10 protein-coding genes are annotated in these 16,847 nt (G+C 63.0%); 3 read left to right on the forward strand and 7 right to left on the reverse strand.

Annotation, left to right across the window (positions count from 1 at the left end; genetic code table 11):
- Nucleotides 1–15: 15 nt before the first annotated feature.
- The 4 genes from CDQ91_RS05600 to CDQ91_RS05615 form a co-directional block, all read right to left on the reverse strand.
- Nucleotides 16–1,209 carry a multidrug effflux MFS transporter gene (locus CDQ91_RS05600; protein WP_237245832.1) on the reverse strand — a complete coding sequence of 398 codons (1,194 nt, stop codon included), beginning with the start codon at nucleotides 1,207–1,209 and terminating at the stop codon, nucleotides 16–18.
- Between the two features lie 197 nt (nucleotides 1,210–1,406).
- Complete coding sequence (locus CDQ91_RS05605; protein ID WP_088471723.1) at nucleotides 1,407–1,709, reverse strand: hypothetical protein; 303 nt, start codon at nucleotides 1,707–1,709, stop codon at nucleotides 1,407–1,409.
- A gap of 25 nt (nucleotides 1,710–1,734) precedes the next feature.
- Entirely contained in the window at nucleotides 1,735–4,614 is a 2,880-nt protein-coding gene (locus tag CDQ91_RS05610; protein WP_088471724.1) for a M16 family metallopeptidase, read from the reverse strand.
- Nucleotides 4,615–4,708: 94 nt separating this feature from the next.
- The gene (locus tag CDQ91_RS05615) at nucleotides 4,709–6,865 is read right to left on the reverse strand and encodes an acylase (protein ID WP_174688469.1); all 2,157 of its coding nucleotides are present in this window, start codon (nucleotides 6,863–6,865) and stop codon (nucleotides 4,709–4,711) included.
- A gap of 154 nt (nucleotides 6,866–7,019) precedes the next feature.
- Here CDQ91_RS05615 and CDQ91_RS05620 point away from each other — a divergent pair, with 154 nt between their 5' ends.
- The 3 genes from CDQ91_RS05620 to CDQ91_RS05630 all read left to right on the forward strand — a co-directional run bounded on the left by CDQ91_RS05620 (nucleotide 7,020) and on the right by CDQ91_RS05630 (nucleotide 11,926).
- Nucleotides 7,020–8,591 (forward strand): leucyl aminopeptidase, encoded by a 1,572-nt coding sequence (locus CDQ91_RS05620; protein ID WP_237245833.1) that lies wholly within the window; start codon nucleotides 7,020–7,022, stop codon nucleotides 8,589–8,591.
- 109 nt (nucleotides 8,592–8,700) lie between these two features.
- Nucleotides 8,701–11,286, forward strand: a complete 2,586-nt coding sequence (gene clpB, locus CDQ91_RS05625; protein ID WP_088471726.1) for an ATP-dependent chaperone ClpB — start codon at nucleotides 8,701–8,703, stop codon at nucleotides 11,284–11,286.
- 112 nt (nucleotides 11,287–11,398) lie between these two features.
- The gene (locus tag CDQ91_RS05630) at nucleotides 11,399–11,926 is read left to right on the forward strand and encodes a hypothetical protein (protein WP_088471727.1); all 528 of its coding nucleotides are present in this window, start codon (nucleotides 11,399–11,401) and stop codon (nucleotides 11,924–11,926) included.
- Between the two features lie 381 nt (nucleotides 11,927–12,307).
- On the opposite strand, the gene CDQ91_RS05640 is transcribed toward CDQ91_RS05630, so the two are convergent.
- From CDQ91_RS05640 to CDQ91_RS05650, 3 genes are all read right to left on the reverse strand, one after another.
- Nucleotides 12,308–15,424 carry a TonB-dependent receptor domain-containing protein gene (locus CDQ91_RS05640; protein ID WP_201791863.1) on the reverse strand — a complete coding sequence of 1,039 codons (3,117 nt, stop codon included), beginning with the start codon at nucleotides 15,422–15,424 and terminating at the stop codon, nucleotides 12,308–12,310.
- 267 nt (nucleotides 15,425–15,691) lie between these two features.
- Nucleotides 15,692–16,573 carry a M23 family metallopeptidase gene (locus CDQ91_RS05645; RefSeq protein WP_088471730.1) on the reverse strand — a complete coding sequence of 294 codons (882 nt, stop codon included), beginning with the start codon at nucleotides 16,571–16,573 and terminating at the stop codon, nucleotides 15,692–15,694.
- On the reverse strand, nucleotides 16,570–16,782 hold the full coding sequence (locus CDQ91_RS05650) for a DUF2093 domain-containing protein (RefSeq protein WP_088471731.1): 213 nt from the start codon (nucleotides 16,780–16,782) through the stop codon (nucleotides 16,570–16,572). The genes CDQ91_RS05645 and CDQ91_RS05650 overlap by 4 nt, the downstream gene beginning before the upstream one ends.
- Nucleotides 16,783–16,847: the final 65 nt, after the last annotated feature.

Genomic DNA, 16,847 nt, shown 5'->3' on the forward strand with positions numbered 1-16,847 from the left:
TTCTTTTGCCGTCGATTAATATGGGCTTTTGGGCGCGGTGCGCGGCCGGGTGAACAGCTTGCCGCGCTCGGCCCATAGCACGAGCAGCAGGCCCGCAACCGCACAGCCGAGGAAGGCATAGGCCAGCGGCAAGGTCGTGCCGTCATATTGCTGGCCGATAAACGCCCCCGCCGACGCCGCGAGCAGCATCTTGGCAAAGCCTTGGTACGACGATGCGACCCCGGCCATATGCCCGAAATCCTCCATCGCGATCGACCCGAAATTGCTGCTGATGAAGCCGATCAGCCCGACATTGACCATCATCAACAGGGTGAACATCGTCAGCGTTTCGGTGCCGCTCGACGCCGCCGCAATCTGCGCGATCGAGGTCGCCATGAACGCGAAGACCGCGGTCTGCGACACGCGCCGCGCGCCGAAGCGCTCGACGATATGTGCGTTGGAGAAATTGGCGATCGCGATGCCGACGGCCACGCAGGCGAAGACGAGCGGAAACAGCGGCTGCGCATCGAAAATTTCGGCGATGATCTGTTCGCTGCTGTTGAGATAGCCGAACAGCGCGCCCTGCATCAGGCCCGATGCGATCATATAACCCGCAGCGCGGCGGTGCCGCGTCACCGTCAACCAGCCCGACACCACCGTTCCGAGGTCCAGCGGCCGCGCGTCGGCCGGATCGAGCGTTTCGGGCAGGCGGCGCAGCCAGATGAGCATGAGCAGGCTCATCACCGCGAACAGCATGAAAATTGCGCGCCAGCCGGCCACCGCAGCAACCCCGGCGCCGATCGCCGGGGCGATGATCGGCACGATCATGAAGACGAGGAAGATCAGCGACATGCGTTTCGCCATGGCGTCGCCGACGAACAGGTCGCGGATCACCGCGACGACGATAACACCCAGCGCCGCGCTGACGAGGCCGTGGCCGAAACGCAGCGCGAGCAGCATCGGGAAACTCGTGGCGAGCGCGCAGCCGATCGCGAACACGGCATAGGCCCATAGCGCCGCGACGAGCACGCGCTTGCGCCCGAAGCGATCCGCGAGCGGGCCATAGACGAGCGAGCCAAAGGCGACGCCGAGCAGATAGACCGAGATGACATGCTGGCGCTGGTTGGCGACAACCACGCCCAAGCCCTTCGCAATCGCCGGCAGCGCGGGCAGCATCGAGTCGATGGCGAGCGCGTTGAGCGCCATCACCATCGCCATCATGAACACCATTTCGCGATCGCCCGGAAGGCCCGACCGCTGTGAAGCTTTGGATAATTTGTGCATTGCAGCGAGACTATGCGCCGCCAGCGCCGTTTTGGATAGCCCCCAAGGGCCAAAAGCGGCGGTGCAATGCTATGCAATCCAAGCAAAAGGGCCGCCCCGCGGGTGCGGGACGGCCCTACCTATTGCGCGGCTGGTGCGGGCGATTAAGCCTGACGCGTGCCGTTCATCGCCATCGAACCGAAAGCGCCGGCCTTGATGGTACCGGTCAGAACGTCGCCGTCGACCGTCGCTTCGCATTCGAGCGTCATTGGCATCGGGACCTTCATGTTCATGGTCCAGGTCAGCTTGTTGCCGTCGACCTTGCCATTTTCAACGTCGAGCGATCCCATGCCGCCGGCATTCTGGCCGGTGAAGCTGCCGCCGTCGCTGCTGACGGTGAAAACCGACTTCTGGTCGCCCATCGGCGACTTGGTGATGCAATCATAGCTACCATCGACTTGAGACATATAAACTCTCCTACTGAAACTGATGTTAGTTAGCGGGTGACGCTGTTTCCACTGCCAATCCCAATCCGTCAAGCTGCGGTTTTACCACCGCAGCGTCGCCGACAATGACATAGACAAGATCGTCGGCGCTAAAGGCTTTGCGTGCTGCCGCATCGATTTCAGGCGCGGTCATCGCTTCATAAGTCGCGGCGAGCGTTTCATAATAATTGTCAGGGCGGCCGAATTTAACAATCGAGCGCAGCCCTCCGAGCACGTCGCCCGAGGTTTCGAAGCTGCCCGGCAATTCGCGCACGCTGCCGTTGACCGTGCGCTGCAATTCGTCGGCCGTCACGCCCTTGTCGCCGAGGAAAGCCTTGAGGTCGCTTTGCAATTCCCTGATCGAATCGCCGGTGCGGTCGGCCTGAACCGGCGCCGCGATGACCCAGCTCAGCCGGTCTTTCTCGCTCGAAATGCGCGCACGCACACCATAGGACCAGCCCTTGGTCTCACGCAGGTTCATGTTGAAGCGCGACAGAAAATTGCCGCCGAAAATATCATTGGCCGAACGCAGCACATCCAGATCGTCGCCGCCCTTTGCATCCAATATTTTGCCCGCGAGGATCACCGACTGCGGCGATTTCGGCCGGTCGATCAGCAGGATGCGCGGCTTGGGCTGCGGGATCGCGATTTCAAAATGCTTGGTCGGCTTCGCCGTCGCCGGAGTCTTCCAATTGCCAAAGGCGGCATCGAGCTGCTTCGTCACATCCTTCAGCGTCGTATCCCCGACGACAAAGATACGCGCCGTATCGGGCCGGAACCATGTCGCATGAAAGGCGGCGAGCTGCTCGCGCGTCGCCGCGGTAACGGCCTTCGCATTGCCCAGCCCCGAGGGCGGAATGCCATAGGGATGGTCGGGACCGTAAAGCGTCGGCATCAGCACGCGGGAGGCGATCGCGTTCGGATTGTTGAGTTCGGCGTTCAACCGGTTGAGCTGCTGCGCGCGCACGCGCTCGAGTTCCTTCGCATCGAAGGCGGGATTGCGGATATAGTCGGCGAGCAAAGTCAGCGACGGTGCGAGATTCGGCTTCAGCGCGAACAGGCTGAACACCGTCTCGTCGGCATTGGCCGACCCGTCGATCTGCGCGCCGAGCCGCTCTTTCGCTTCAGCAAAAGCGATCGAATCGAGGCTGGTCGTGCCCTCGTCCATCAGGCTGAGCATCAGCGACTGGGTGCCCAGCGCATTGTGCGGATCGGCGGCATAGCCCGCGTCAAAGCTCACCGCGACATTGACCGTCGGCACCGTCGCGCGGCGCGCGAAAACGACCTCGATGCCGTTCTTCAATTTGGCGCGTTCGATCGCGGGGAAGTCGAGCGCCTTGAGGTCGGTCACGGCGGGCATCTGCGAGCGGTCGGCGATCGAGGTACCGATGCCGGTGTCAGGACCGACATCGCCTAGCGCGGGGTTCCAGTAACGGTCGGCCCCGACAAACTCGCGCGGTTTGCCCGCCGTCACCGCGCCGCCGCGATTTTCACCGCCCTCGGTGCGCTCGCCGGGGGTATAGGTCAGCGAGAAGGCCGGGCGCGACAGCCATTTGTTCGCGACCGCCTTCACCTGCTCGGGCGTCGCCTTGGCCATGCGGTCGAGTTCGACTTTATAATAGCCCGGATCGTTCGAATAGAGCGCGCCCTCGGCGAGCGCGACGGCCTTGCCGCCAAAGCCGCCGACCGACTCAAGCCCCGAAATTACGCCGCCAAGATAGCTCGCCGCCGCGCGCTGCAATTCGTCGGCGGTCGGGCCGCTCGCGAGGAAGGATGCGATTTCCTCATCAAGCCGCTTGGCGACATGTGCCGGATCAACGCCGGGTTTCACATCGGCCTGGACGAGCAATATGCCGGCATCCTCGAAAGGCTGCGCACCCGCCGATACGCTCACCGCGACCGGATCCTTGCGCACCAGCGCATTGTCGAGCCGTGACGACGACAGTCCGCCGAGCACGGTCATCGCCATTTGCAGCGGCACGGACTCGGGATCGTTGAGCCCAGGGATCGCCCACATGCGGTAGATGCGCGTCGTCGGGACAAGATCCCTGACCTCTTTCGCGAGCGGCGCGGGCAGTGTCGGCACTTTGACGACCGGTGCAGCAATCGCCGGGCCGCGCGGGATGTCGCCGAACCATTCGCCGACCTTGGCCTTGGCTGTCGCGAGGTCCACGTCGCCTGCGATCACCAGCACCGCATTGTTGGGGCCGTAATTGTCGGTGAACCACTTCTTCACATCGCCAAGGCTCGCCGAATTAAGATCGCCCATCGAGCCGATCGTGCTGTGATGATAGGGGTGGCCGGTCGGGAAGAGATTCTCGAAAATCTCGTAACGCAGCAGACCATAGGGGTTGTTGTCGCCCTGACGCTTTTCATTCTGGACGACGCCGCGCTGGTTATCGAGCTTTTCCTGCGTCACCGCCCCGAGCAAATGCCCCATGCGGTCGCTTTCGAGGAACAGTGCAAGGTCGAGCGCGCCGGTGGGGACGGTTTCGAAATAATTGGTGCGATCGACATTGGTCGTGCCGTTACTGTCGGTCGCGCCGACCTGTTGCAGCGGCTCGAAAAAGTCGCCGGGGGCATTTTCGGACCCGTTGAACATCAAATGTTCGAACAGATGGGCAAAACCCGTCTTGCCCTTGGGCTCATGCTTCGACCCGACGCGATACCATACCGACACCGCGACGACCGGCGCCTTGCGATCCTCATGGACGATCACGCGCAGCCCGTTGTCGAGAGTGAAGGCCTGATAGGGAATATCGACCGCTTTCACGAGGTCGGCGATCGGCGCGGGGTTCGCCGCCTTCGCCTTGGCGAGCGCAGGACCGGCAGCGACGAGCGACGTCGACAGCGCAAGAGCCAAGGCGAAATGATGGAAACGGGGCATGGATATCCTCTCGGAATGGCGGGCATGGACGCCCGCATATAACGGCGTGCCGAACGGCACTGTGTCAGTGGTTTAGGACGGCCATATCCGCCATTCAAGGGCGATAGATGCGAGGCTTTGTTGCCATCAACGCCGCCGGGTCGAACAAGACCGGTTTCAGCTGATGCCGCACGAACAAGGGCGCCTGATCATTATAATGCGGGCTTTCCGGGCGCGTCGTCGCGGAACCGAACGGCTGGATCGATTCCGACCGCACCCGGCCCTCCCTGTCCCACGTCATGAACATGATGAAGCTGTCGCCGTGACGTACCTTCAGACGCCCGTCGGGTTCGACATCCCACAACGTCGAGGCGCGTACCGTGTCGTTGCCGCCGTCGAGCGGCAGGTCGATCCGGTGAACGCCCTCGCCGTGGCGGAGCCGCAGCACGGTCCCGAGTTTCGGATCGAGTCCGGCAAAATGCTTTTGCAGATGCACGACGGTCTCTTTCAGCACCGTACGCGGGTCAGGCAGTGCCCGCCGCTGATAATGGCTGCCGTTGGCGGGGCGCAGCACCATCAGCGCCAGCGCGTCACCATGCCCCTTGCCGTCGAGGTTCCAGTCCCATTTGCGGAGCAGATTTTGCGCCTCGACCAGCGCCGGATCATCCTTCACGTCGAGCGCGAGCAGCCGGTCCATCCAGGCTTTGGCGTAACCCGTCTTTGCATAGGCGGTATCATATTTGATCGCCTTCAACCGCGCCTCGTCGATCGGACCCGACGCTTCGAACAGATCGATCAGCCGCGTCGCGCGGTTGGTCATGTCATCCTCGATCCCGAGCAGGGGCGAGAAGGCGGCGGCATCGAGTTCATCGCCCGGCCCCGCCGCGACCCACGGCGTGTTGTTGGCGTTCATCACATAGCCCGAGCGCGGATTGACCAGCGCCGGGACGCGGTCGAACGGCAAAGTCTTGGTCCACAGGTCGGCCGAGGTATCGCCGGGCAGCACCCCGCGCCAGTTGAACCCCGGCTGCCGATCGGGGAACATCGCATTATAGAAAAGCCCGATATTGCCCTTGGCATCGGCATAGATGAAATTGGTCGCGGGCACGCCCTGCCCCGCCATCGCGGCGCGCCATTCGGCGAAATCCTTCGCCTTGTTCAGCCGGTAATATTGGGTGACCATATTCGCCTGATCGATCCCGGCATAGCGGATCGCAAAGGCGCCCTTGTCATTCTTGACCACCGGCCCGTGGACCGAGCGCCAGATGGTGCGTGGCACCGGCAGCACGAACGGGCCAAATTTGACCTTCAGCCAGATGCGCTTTTCCTCGAGGGGGCGCCACTGCCCATCGAAGCGGTAATTGTCGCCGCTGTCGTCGAGCGTCAGCTTGTAAATGTCGATCAGGTCGGGCCGGTTCACCGTGTTCGTCCAACCGAGATATTTATTATGCCCGAGGAAGGGATAGGGCGAACCGGGGAAATTGGCCCCGGCAAAATCCCAGCCCTCTTCCGAATGGACGACCAGTTCGTACCAGGCGACCCCGCCGGTCCATGGCTGGTGCGAGTTGGACACGAGCCGCGTCGCGCCGTCAGTCGCGCGTGCCGGGGCGACCGCCATACCGTTCGATCCATTGGCGTCGGGATCGCGCCCGACCGGGGTCAGTGCGCGCGGCACGACCTTGCCCTTCACATCGAGAAGCGGTCCGCCCTCGCGTCCGCCCGGCTTGCCCTCGACCAGCGAACCCAGCACTCCATCGAGCCCAAAGAAAAAGGGCGAGCGCAGCACGAAACCCGCGACGACATCCTCGCCGGTCGCCGGGAACAGGCCGCGCAGCCGCACTTCGCCCGGATGCTTGTCGGCATAATGGTTGAGCCCCGCAGCATAGGCGGTGAACAGCGCCCGCACGTCGGCAGGCAAACGCGGCCAGTCGCGCGCGGTGGTCGCGCGAATGTCGAGCAGCGCGGCGGCATAATCGACCTTGGCGCCATCCTCGCCCAGCATCGCCCCGGCGCGGCCACGCGTCATCGCGAGGACTTCCTGCAAGGTCGAAAAATCATCCTCGGCGTGGGCATAGGCAACGCCATAGGCGACGTCGGCGTCGGTCTTGCCGAAGATATGCGGCACACCGAACTTGTCGCGCGCAATTTTGACGTCAGCGGGTTTGAAGGTGGGGGCTTGCGGTGGCGGCGCGGCCATCGGTTCCCACAGGACAAGCCCGATCCCGGTCGCGACCAGCAGAAAGGCAAAAACCAGAAAAATCCGTCGCAGCATTTCTGGTCCTCTTCCGCACCTCAATGTTCGCGCGACTGTCTGGCGGGCATGTCGTCCGATGGCAAGCAACTGTCGTTCGTCGAGCCGAATTTGCGGCCCGGCGACTTGGCGCTATGCAGGGGCGAAGTTTTCAAAAACCGGGGAATATCAAAATATGCGTAGCAAAAGCCTGCTCCTTGCCGCTTGCCTGTCGTTCGGCGCCGCGCCCGCCGTTATGGCGCAGACCTTCGTCGGATCGGGAGTCGCCCCCGCGACCATCACCAACAGCACTGAGCGCGCGATCGGCTTTGCCCCGAGTGCCCCGGCTGGCGGCGCGCTCGCGCTGTTGATGGCCGATGCGACGCTTCCGCCGCTGCCCGGCGTCGCGCTGAACGCCGCCGAGCGCACCGCAGTCTCCAGCGCGATCGCCGCCGCGAGCTTCGACGGCAAGGCGGGCACGACGCTGTCGCTGCGCGGTATCGGGGCGCATCCGCGCATCCTGCTCGTCGGGACCGGCACGGCGCCGACCGCACTCGCGCTCGCCGAAGCCGGCGGCAAGGCGGCGCAGGAACTCAAAAGCGAAGCGCATCCGGTGACCATCGCGGGTGCCTATGGCGATGCCGCGGCGGCCGACGTCGCCTATGGTTTCGCGCTCGGCCAATATCGCTTCGATCGCTACAAGACCGTCGATAAAATGGCACCTGCGACCGGCGCGGTGACGCTGGTCGGCGCCAACCCCGCCGCCGCCGAAGCCATGTTTGCCGCGCGCGGGCGCCCGCTCGCCGACGGGGTGCGCCTGTCGCGCGACCTCGCCAACGAACCCGCCAATGTCATCTATCCCGAAAGCTTCGTCGCCGAGGCGCGCCGCGCCTTCGCCGGAGTCGGCGGCGTGACCATCGAAGTGCTCGACGAAGCGATGATGCGCAAGCTGGGCATGGGCAGCATCGTCGGCGTCGGTCAGGGCAGCCCGCGCGGGTCACGCATGATGCTGATCCGCTATCGCGGCGCCGGTGCCCCAGCCGCGCCGCTCGCGCTCGTCGGCAAAGGCATCACCTTCGATTCGGGCGGTATTTCGATCAAGCCCAGCGCCGGAATGGGCAATATGAAGGGCGATATGTCGGGCGCCGCATCGGTGGTCGGCGCAACGCTGTCGCTCGCCAAATCGCGCGCGCCGGTCCATGTCGTCGCCGTCGCCGCGCTCGCCGAGAATATGCCCGACGGCAATGCCCAGCGCCCCGGCGACATCGTGCGCACCATGTCGGGCAAGACGATCGAGATGGTAAACAGCGACGCCGAAGGCCGCCTCGTCCTCGCCGACGCAAATGAATATGTGGCACAGACGTACAAGCCGCGCGCGATCGTCAATATCGCAACGCTCACCGGCTCGATCGTCGGCGCGCTGTCGGACCAATATGCCGGACTGTTCGCGCGCGACGAAGCGCTTGCAGGCAAGCTGCTCGCTGCGGGCACCGCAAGCGGCGAGGAATTGTGGCGGATGCCGCTCCACGCCAAATATGCCGAGCGGGTCAAATCCGACATCGCCGACGTCCGCAACAGCGGCGGCGACGGCCCGGGCGCCAGCCTCGGCGCACATTTCATCGGCTTCTTCGTCGACGACGCGATGCCGTGGGCCCATCTAGACATCGCCGGAGTCAACCGCAGCGAAAAGGCGTCGTCGCTGGTTCCCGCAGGAATGACGGGCTTTGGCGTGCGCCTGCTCGACCAGTTGGCGCGCAGCGGGGAGTAGGACCGCGCCCCAACTCCGCTCGTATCAAGCAAGCGGAGTTGGGGCAAAACTCGCCCCTTGTGTTGCCAAAAAGCAACACTATCTTGCTTGACGAGAAAGGGGATTTTCCATGAACCTCGAAAAATTCACCGACCGCGCCAAAGGCTTTCTGCAAGCCGCGCAGACGATCGCGATCCGCATGAACCACCAGCGGATCGCCCCCGAACATATCGCCAAGGCCTTGCTCGAAGACAGCGAGGGTATGGCCGCCGGCCTCATCCAGCGCAGCGGCGGCGACGCCCCGCGCGCTGTCGCTGGCATCGACGCTTTGCTCGCCAAGGTTCCCGCCGTGTCGGGATCGGGAGCGCAAGCGACCCCCGGGCTCGACAATGATGCCGTGCGCCTGCTCGATCAGGCCGAACAGGTCGCGACCAAGGCGGGCGACGGCTATGTCACCGTCGAGCGGCTGCTGCTCGCGATGGTCCTTGCCCCGACTACTCCGGTGGGCAAGGCCTTCGCCGATGCGGGCGTCAAGGCCGACGCGCTCAATAGCGCGATCAACGACCTGCGCGGCGGGCGCACCGCCGACACCGCCAGCAGCGAAGACCGCTATGAAGCGCTCAAGAAATTCGCCCGCGACCTCACCGAAGTCGCGCGCGAGGGCAAGCTCGACCCGGTCATCGGCCGCGACGAGGAAATTCGCCGCACCATCCAGATCCTCGCGCGCCGGACCAAGAATAATCCGGTACTGATCGGCGAACCCGGGGTCGGCAAGACCGCGATCGCCGAGGGTCTCGCGCTGCGCATCACCAACGGCGACGTCCCCGACAGTTTGAAGGACCGCCGCCTCCTGTCGCTCGACATGGGCGCGCTGATCGCGGGCGCCAAATATCGCGGCGAGTTCGAAGAACGGCTGAAAGGCGTGCTCGACGATGTGAAGGCCGCCGAGGGCGAGATCATCCTGTTCATCGACGAGATGCACACGCTCGTCGGCGCGGGCAAAGGCGAAGGCGCGATGGACGCGTCGAACCTGCTCAAGCCGGCGCTCGCCCGCGGTGAGCTGCATTGCATCGGCGCAACGACGCTCGACGAATATCGCAAGCATGTCGAAAAAGACCCCGCATTGCAGCGGCGCTTCCAGCCGGTGTTCGTCGGCGAGCCAACGGTCGAGGATTCGATCTCGATCCTGCGCGGACTCAAGGAAAAATATGAGCTGCACCACGGCGTGCGGATCACCGACGCGGCGATCGTCGCCGCGGCGACGCTGTCGCACCGCTATATCTCCGACCGCTTCCTGCCCGACAAGGCGATCGACCTGATGGACGAGGCCGCCAGCCGCATCCGCATGGAGGTCGAATCGAAGCCCGAGGAGATTGAAAATCTCGACCGCCGCATCATCCAGATGAAGATTGAGGAATCGGCGCTGTCGAAGGAAACCGACGATGCGTCGAAGGATCGCCTCGCCGCCTTGCAGGCAGACCTCGCCAATCTCGAACAGCAATCGGCCGGACTGACCCAGAAATGGCAAGCCGAAAAGGACAAGATCCACGCCGAGGCGAAGATCAAGGAAGCCCTCGACGCCGCACGCTCGGCGCTCGATCAGGCGCAGCGCGCCGGCGACCTCGCCAAGGCGGGCGAGCTGTCCTACGGCACCATCCCCGGGCTTGAACGGCAGCTCGAGGAAGCGCAGGCGATCGCGGGCAATGCGATGCTGCGCGAGGAGGTCACCGCCGACGATATCGCCGCCGTGGTCAGCAAGTGGACCGGTATTCCCGTCGACCGGATGATGGAGGGCGAGCGCGAGAAATTGCTGTCGATGGAAAGCACGCTCACGCAGCGCGTGATCGGGCAGGACGAAGCCGTCCGCGCCGTGTCAACCGCCGTCCGACGCGCCCGCGCGGGCCTGCAGGACCCGAACCGCCCGCTGGGATCGTTTCTCTTCCTCGGCCCGACGGGCGTCGGCAAGACCGAGTTGACCAAGGCGCTCGCGCGGTTCCTGTTCGATGACGATAATGCGATGGTGCGCATCGACATGTCCGAGTTTATGGAAAAGCACAGCGTCGCGCGGCTCGTCGGCGCGCCTCCGGGCTATGTCGGCTATGAAGAGGGCGGAACGCTCACCGAAGCGGTACGACGGCGCCCCTATCAGGTCGTGCTGTTCGACGAGGTGGAGAAAGCGCATCCCGATGTGTTCAACATCCTGCTGCAGGTACTCGACGACGGGCGCCTCACCGATGGACAGGGGCGCACGGTCGATTTCACCAACACGCTGATCATCCTGACGTCGAACCTCGGCAGCCAGGCGATCGCGGCGCTCCCCGACGACGCGCCGATCGAACAGGCCGAGCCTGCGGTGATGGAGGTTGTGCGCGGGCATTTCCGGCCCGAATTCCTCAACCGGCTCGACGAGATCGTTCTCTTCAACCGGCTGGCGCAGCGGCATATGGGCGGCATCGTCGACATCCAGGTCGCTCGGGTCCAGAAACTGCTCGACGGTCGCAAGGTGACGCTGGAATTGACCGATGCGGCGCGCGCCTGGCTTGGCCGGGTTGGCTACGACCCCGTCTATGGCGCTCGGCCGCTCAAGCGCGCGGTGCAGAAATATGTTCAGGACCCGCTCGCCGACCTGATCCTGCGAGGCGAGGTCAAGGACGGATCGATCGTGAAAGTCGATGAAGGCGATGGAGCGCTGGTCCTGACGTCCCACAAAAGCTGACGGCGGCTAGCCAAGGCTTGGCTTGACCGCCGGCGGGGCGCTGATACCGTAGCCGCAGAACGATAGCGCAGCGATTGGATCGTTGTGCTGCTATGCGAAAAGGGATTCTCGAATGAAAATATCGATTGCGTTGCTCTCGGGTGGTTTCATGCTGGGAAGCCTGTTCGCTCCGGCGGTCGTCCAAGCTCAAACCATCGCGAATGACGTGCTGGAATGTGGCCTGATTACCGACGACGGCGCGCGCCTGCGCTGCTTCGATGGCCTGTTGCCCGAGGCACGCAAGACCGAAGATCAGCGCCGCACGGAAGCTGCGGTGAAGGCCAAGGCCGATTTCGGGCTTACGGCAACCCAACGAAGCGAAGCCGTCGAGCGCGAGCCTGAAGAAAAGCGCAAGAAAATACGCATCGCGCAGGAGGAAAACCTGCGGATCGACGCGACCATCACCAATCTCGACATCAGTCAATATGGGACCATATTCGTACTCGATAACGGGCAGACGTGGCAGACGACCTCTTATGGTCAGTTGAACACGGTTCCGCGCATCGGGCAGAAGGTCAAGGTCATGTCGGGAGGACTTGGCGGCTATCGCCTGACGCTGGAAGGGAAAACCAGCGAGGTTGGCGTGAAGCGCCTGAAATAGGCGCGGCCAACATTACGCAGGGGCCTAATCCCCTGCATATTTGAGGCGCGTGAGCGACGTGTCAGCAGCGATCCGTACATTGACTTGAACGGTTACGATCTTCCATCGCCTGGCGCGCAGCTTCCTGCTCCTGCGCCCATTGCTGGTTGGTCTTGCACACGCGCTTCGGGATCCGCGTGCCCAATTCCCTGACCGAACGGCAGCGGACGGTGTCCGGGTCTGCTTCGGATGCGCTTTCGCCCGCAACGGCGAAACTCGACAGCGGCATAACCAAGGCCGACGTCAGCAAGATAAGGCGACAGTACATAGCGTGATATCCCAAAAAAATGGGGAGGCAGCGATGAATCGCTGCCTCCCCTTTATGATCCGATTTTCTCGCAATCAGAAGTGGAAACGAACGCCCGCGTAATAACGGCGACCGAAGATGTCATAGACATCGGCGGCGGTGTCAGCACCCGTCGTGTTGAAGGTCGTGTTCGACAGAAGGTTCGGCGCCTTGTTGTCGAGCAGATTGTCGACGCCAAGGTAGAATTCGAACTTTTCAGCCGGAGTGAAGGCCACCTGAGTATCCAGATAGAATTCCGCCGGGACCGACACGCAGCGCGGCGAACCGTCATCGAAGGCAGCGCACCAGGAAACGTCATCTTCATACGACCGGCTGATGTAGGTACCGGTCAGCGACCATTTGAACTTGTCGTTCGAATAGCCAAGCGTACCGGTAAAGCGGTCGGTCGCGGTCCCGATTTCACCATCCGCGCGATCGACGGTCGCGCCGGCAAGCGGCGTATAGTCGTTCTGAAGCAGATGGGTGTAAGCGAGATTGAAGTTCACGCGGCCTTCGGTCTCGAAGAGGTTCACCGGCGTGAACCAGTTGACGGTCACATCGACGCCCTGCGTTTCAAGCTTTGCGGCATTGACCGCAAAGTCGTTGATGAACTCGATCGACCCTGCACTGTTGGTTGCCGTCGCGCCCGGGCGGCGGATGATCAGGTCGCAAAGCGCCGTATTGCCCTGATTGTAGCACTGATCGAGAATCGTACCGCGACCCACCGTCGAAATGACCTTGTCGATCTTGATGTTATAATAGTCGACAGTGAGGGTGAGGTTACGCAGCGCGTCAAATGAACGCGGGTTGAGAACCGCACCGACGGTCCACGATTCGGACTTTTCTTCCTTCAGGTTCGGATTGCCGCCGTCGAAGCCGCTGATCCCCTGACGATCGCTCTGCGTGATGGTGAACGCGCCGCCATTGGCCGCGATGTTCGCCGAGACGCCTGCCGCCGCGCGGCAGTTGTCGCCAAGAGCGCCGCCACCGGTGGCGCCGATCCCGTCGCACGGATCCTGAAGCCCAGCCGGGAAGGTCTGCGACAGGCCCGAGAAGAGTTCACCGATGTTCGGTGCACGAACCGCGCGAGCCCAAGTGGCGCGAAGACGGAGGTCTTCGACCGGCTGCCACGTCCCCTGAACGTTGTAGCTGTAGATCGTCCCGATCGTTGAATAATCGGCAGCACGGAAAGCGCCACCCACTTCGAGCAGACGAAAGAAGGGCTTGTCGGCAAGGATCGGTACTTTGACTTCGGCATAGGCTTCAACGACGTCGAACTGACCGCGGGTATCGGGCAGCTTGTTGCCACCGTTCAATCCCTGGTTGGTCAGAGCGTCGTTATCCTCTACGCTCTCTTCCTTGCGATATTCGAAGCCGGCGGCGATGCCGAGCGGGCCTGCGGGCAGTTCGAACAACGAACCGCTGATATTGCCCTGTACGACCTGCTGCTTGATGCTGTTCTGCAGCGACTGCTGAGCGGCAATATATTCGATCGCTTTCTGATCGATCTTGCCTTCGCCAAAGATATTGACCGGCACACAGCCGTTAGCACGCGCTTCAGCACTGACGCAGATCACGTCGGTGGTCAGCCCATTGCCGTTGACGTCGTTGACATCGGTCATTGCCGCAAGCGCATTGCGGAAATTCACGACATTGACCTGGCCGTTCGACACCTGGTTCTCGGTCACCTGGCCATAGTTATAGCTGAGATCCCAGTTGAACTTGTCGCCCAGCGTCCCTTCGAAACCAACGACGAAGCGCAGAAAGTCACGCGTCGTCTGCCCACTACGCGGACCAAATTCGGTCATGCGACGCGAGAAGCCGATGTCGCGCAGGCCGTCGCCATTCGAATCATTCGCCAGATTGAGGATTTCGGTCGGGACGATCGGGTTGACCGCAATCGTCGTCGTTCCATTGGGAGCGATGATGTAATTTTCGATCGGCATTTTGCCCGACGAAGGATAAACGCCAGTCGTTCCGTCCGAAGCCAGGGCGAACGGCTCGATGATCCGCGACGAGCGCGTTTTGTTATAGGTGCCTTCGAAGAACATCGTGATGTTGTCGGTCACGTCATAATGACCGACCGCAGCGAAGTTGTAACGCTGCACCGGCACCGCCAGGGTACGATAATACTGACGGTTAAAGCCGTTCGGCCCGCTGCCTGTGCCGATGTTGGGAACAGCCGGAGTCGCTTCATTGACGTCCGGGGTGGCGGGATTGTCGACGATTGCCGGCTTCGCGCTGACGCAGCCTGCACCGTTCGAGCTGAAGCAGGGCTGCAACAGGCCTGTCGGGCCATAGGTAAAGGTGTAGAGCGAACCGATGGGATCACCATCGCCGTTGAAACGCTGTCCTACAGTGAAGCTGCCCTGCGGAGCGAAGCCCGACAGGAAAGGCGAAACCGAGGTACCATAATCAGCCAGATCGCCGCTCAGCGCCGCACCGTCCGAATCATCAAGGAAGGTATTCCGACGCTGGCGCGAAAGCAGGCCACGCTCGTTCGAATACCCGAGGTGAACCATGATGTTACCGCGACCATCGTCGAAGTTCGCACCCATGGTGAGGTTCGCCTGGTACCGGATATCGTCGCCACGCTCGGTCAGGCCATATTGAGCATTGCCTTCAAGACCCTGAAAATCGCGCTTGTAGACGAAGTTGACGACGCCTGCGAGCGCGTCCGAACCGTAAAGCGACGATGCGCCGCCGGTGAGCACGTCGATACGCTCGAGGAACTGGGTCGGGATGACGTTGAGGTCGACGGTCGAGCTACCGCTGAGGCTCGACACGACGCGGCGGCCATTGACCAGCACCAGGGTGCGGTCCGAACCGAGGTCGCGAAGGTCGACCGTAGCGACGCCGGTGCCCGAGGTCAGGAAGGCCGAGTTGGTGCGGCTGAGTGCCGGCGTACCGAAGGCCGGATTCTTGAGCAGCAGATCCTGCACGTTGGAGACGCCCGACTGGTCGATCTCTACAGCGCCGAGAACCTGCAACGGTGCGTTCGATTCAGCCTGCGGGCTGGCAATACGCGAACCGGTCACGATGATCACGTCTTCCGCCGGCGCGTCTTCCGCCGGCGCGCTTTGCGCGAAAGCAGCGGTCGAAAGCATGGCAACGCAAAGCGCCGCCGGCGCAACCGCCGCCTTCAATACCATATGAGTGGAATATTTCTTCACAGTGCAGTCCCTTGCTACTGGTGGATAAGATACCCGGGCACGCACTGCGGCGGCGACAAATGCGCCTCGCAAAACTACCCCGATGGCACGCCGGATGCCGGGTCGTTCATCACGAGTAAAGGGAATTCCCCCCGCTTTCTGCCGTTTAGAAAGGGATTGTGACGTATTTGCAACAACACAGAGAAACGACGCAACACAATATGTCACAGCCGCCCATTTCACGAAATTTTGTTTCAGCGGTTACCACTTCCTTCGCGAGGCAGCGGATCAACCACCCATCGGCCCCGCCAGCTTTCCGGGGTCAAGCCGCGCGTCGCGCCACTTCATGCCCCAGTGCATATGCGGGCCGGTCGCGCGGCCGGTCCGACCGACCGTCCCCAGCCGTTGCCCCTGCCTTACCCGGTCGCCGACTTTGACGTCGAGCCGCTGGCAATGAAGAAAGGCGCTGTTCAGCCCCATACCATGATCGACGATGAGCAAATTGCCCTCCAACGTGAAGGGCGCGGCGGCGGCGAGGACCACCACGCCATCGGCGGGCGCGACAAAGGGGGTTCCCGCCGGCACCGCGATATCGGCGCCCCCATGATATCCGCCCGGCTTGCCCTGATAAACGCGCTGCGAGCCGAAAAAGCCCGACCGCCGCCCGGTGACTGGCCAGATGAACTTCTGCCGCCATCCGTCCGATGCATGTTCAACGGCGCGCGCCGCGGCAATCTGCGCCAGCTCGGTGGGACGGCGGCGCTCGAAATCCGCGTCGTTCTTCGCGCTGCCGCGATAGGGTGTGTTAACATGCTCGATCCGCCAGCTTCCGGCTGCAACCGAAAGCAGGCGCTCGACCGCGCGTCCGTTGCCTAACCTCGCGACAAGCCGTGCGTTCGCCGCGGCATCGCGATCGAAAGCGATCAGGAAATGGCCCTCAGCGGTGAACGGGATCGCCTTGCCATCGAGCGTCAGCGTGCGCGTGCCGCCGGGAACCTGCCCGACCAGCGCGATGCCTTGCTCGGGCGTCCCGCGGAGGATGAAGTCGCCGCGAATCGGTGCGGCGGCGGGAGCGGAATCAGCAATGGCGGGCGACGCAAATGTCGCGGCGCTGGCCAGCAGCAGCAACGACACAGCCGCATGGCGCGGCCAATCCCGTGCGAAAATCATGCCCGGCGCGCGGTGTCCAACGCGGCCTGCACCGATATCGCGGCAGTCGCATAGGGCTCCTGCCGCGCAACCGACCAGTAACGCAGCTCGTCGAGCCCGATCGGAGCGCCGGTCACCGCGCACAGCACATGATCGCCGGACTCTAATACGCGAAATCCGTTCGGGCCATATTGAAGACGGGCGAGGCGGTTGCGGCTGGCGATCAACATGGTCGTATATCCATAAAATGGCGGGTCATCGCGCTTCCATAGCAGTTTCGCCGCGCGCGGACACC

Source organism: Sphingopyxis witflariensis (genome assembly GCF_002205635.1).
Classification (GTDB): Bacteria; Pseudomonadota; Alphaproteobacteria; order Sphingomonadales; family Sphingomonadaceae; genus Sphingopyxis; species Sphingopyxis witflariensis.

What these genes read in the sequence shown, in the direction of transcription:
- CDQ91_RS05620 (WP_237245833.1), top strand. Translation starts at nt 7,020, where the DNA reads ATGCGTAGCAAAAGCCTGCTCCTTGCCGCTTGCCTGTCGTTCGGCGCC.
- clpB (WP_088471726.1), top strand. Translation starts at nt 8,701, where the DNA reads ATGAACCTCGAAAAATTCACCGACCGCGCCAAAGGCTTTCTGCAAGCC.
- CDQ91_RS05650 (WP_088471731.1), bottom strand. Translation starts at nt 16,782, where the DNA reads ATGTTGATCGCCAGCCGCAACCGCCTCGCCCGTCTTCAATATGGCCCG.
- CDQ91_RS05630 (WP_088471727.1), top strand. Translation starts at nt 11,399, where the DNA reads ATGAAAATATCGATTGCGTTGCTCTCGGGTGGTTTCATGCTGGGAAGC.
- CDQ91_RS05645 (WP_088471730.1), bottom strand. Translation starts at nt 16,573, where the DNA reads ATGATTTTCGCACGGGATTGGCCGCGCCATGCGGCTGTGTCGTTGCTG.
- CDQ91_RS05600 (WP_237245832.1), bottom strand. Translation starts at nt 1,209, where the DNA reads ATGGTGTTCATGATGGCGATGGTGATGGCGCTCAACGCGCTCGCCATC.
- CDQ91_RS05610 (WP_088471724.1), bottom strand. Translation starts at nt 4,614, where the DNA reads ATGCCCCGTTTCCATCATTTCGCCTTGGCTCTTGCGCTGTCGACGTCG.
- CDQ91_RS05615 (WP_174688469.1), bottom strand. Translation starts at nt 6,865, where the DNA reads ATGCTGCGACGGATTTTTCTGGTTTTTGCCTTTCTGCTGGTCGCGACC.
- CDQ91_RS05605 (WP_088471723.1), bottom strand. Translation starts at nt 1,709, where the DNA reads ATGTCTCAAGTCGATGGTAGCTATGATTGCATCACCAAGTCGCCGATG.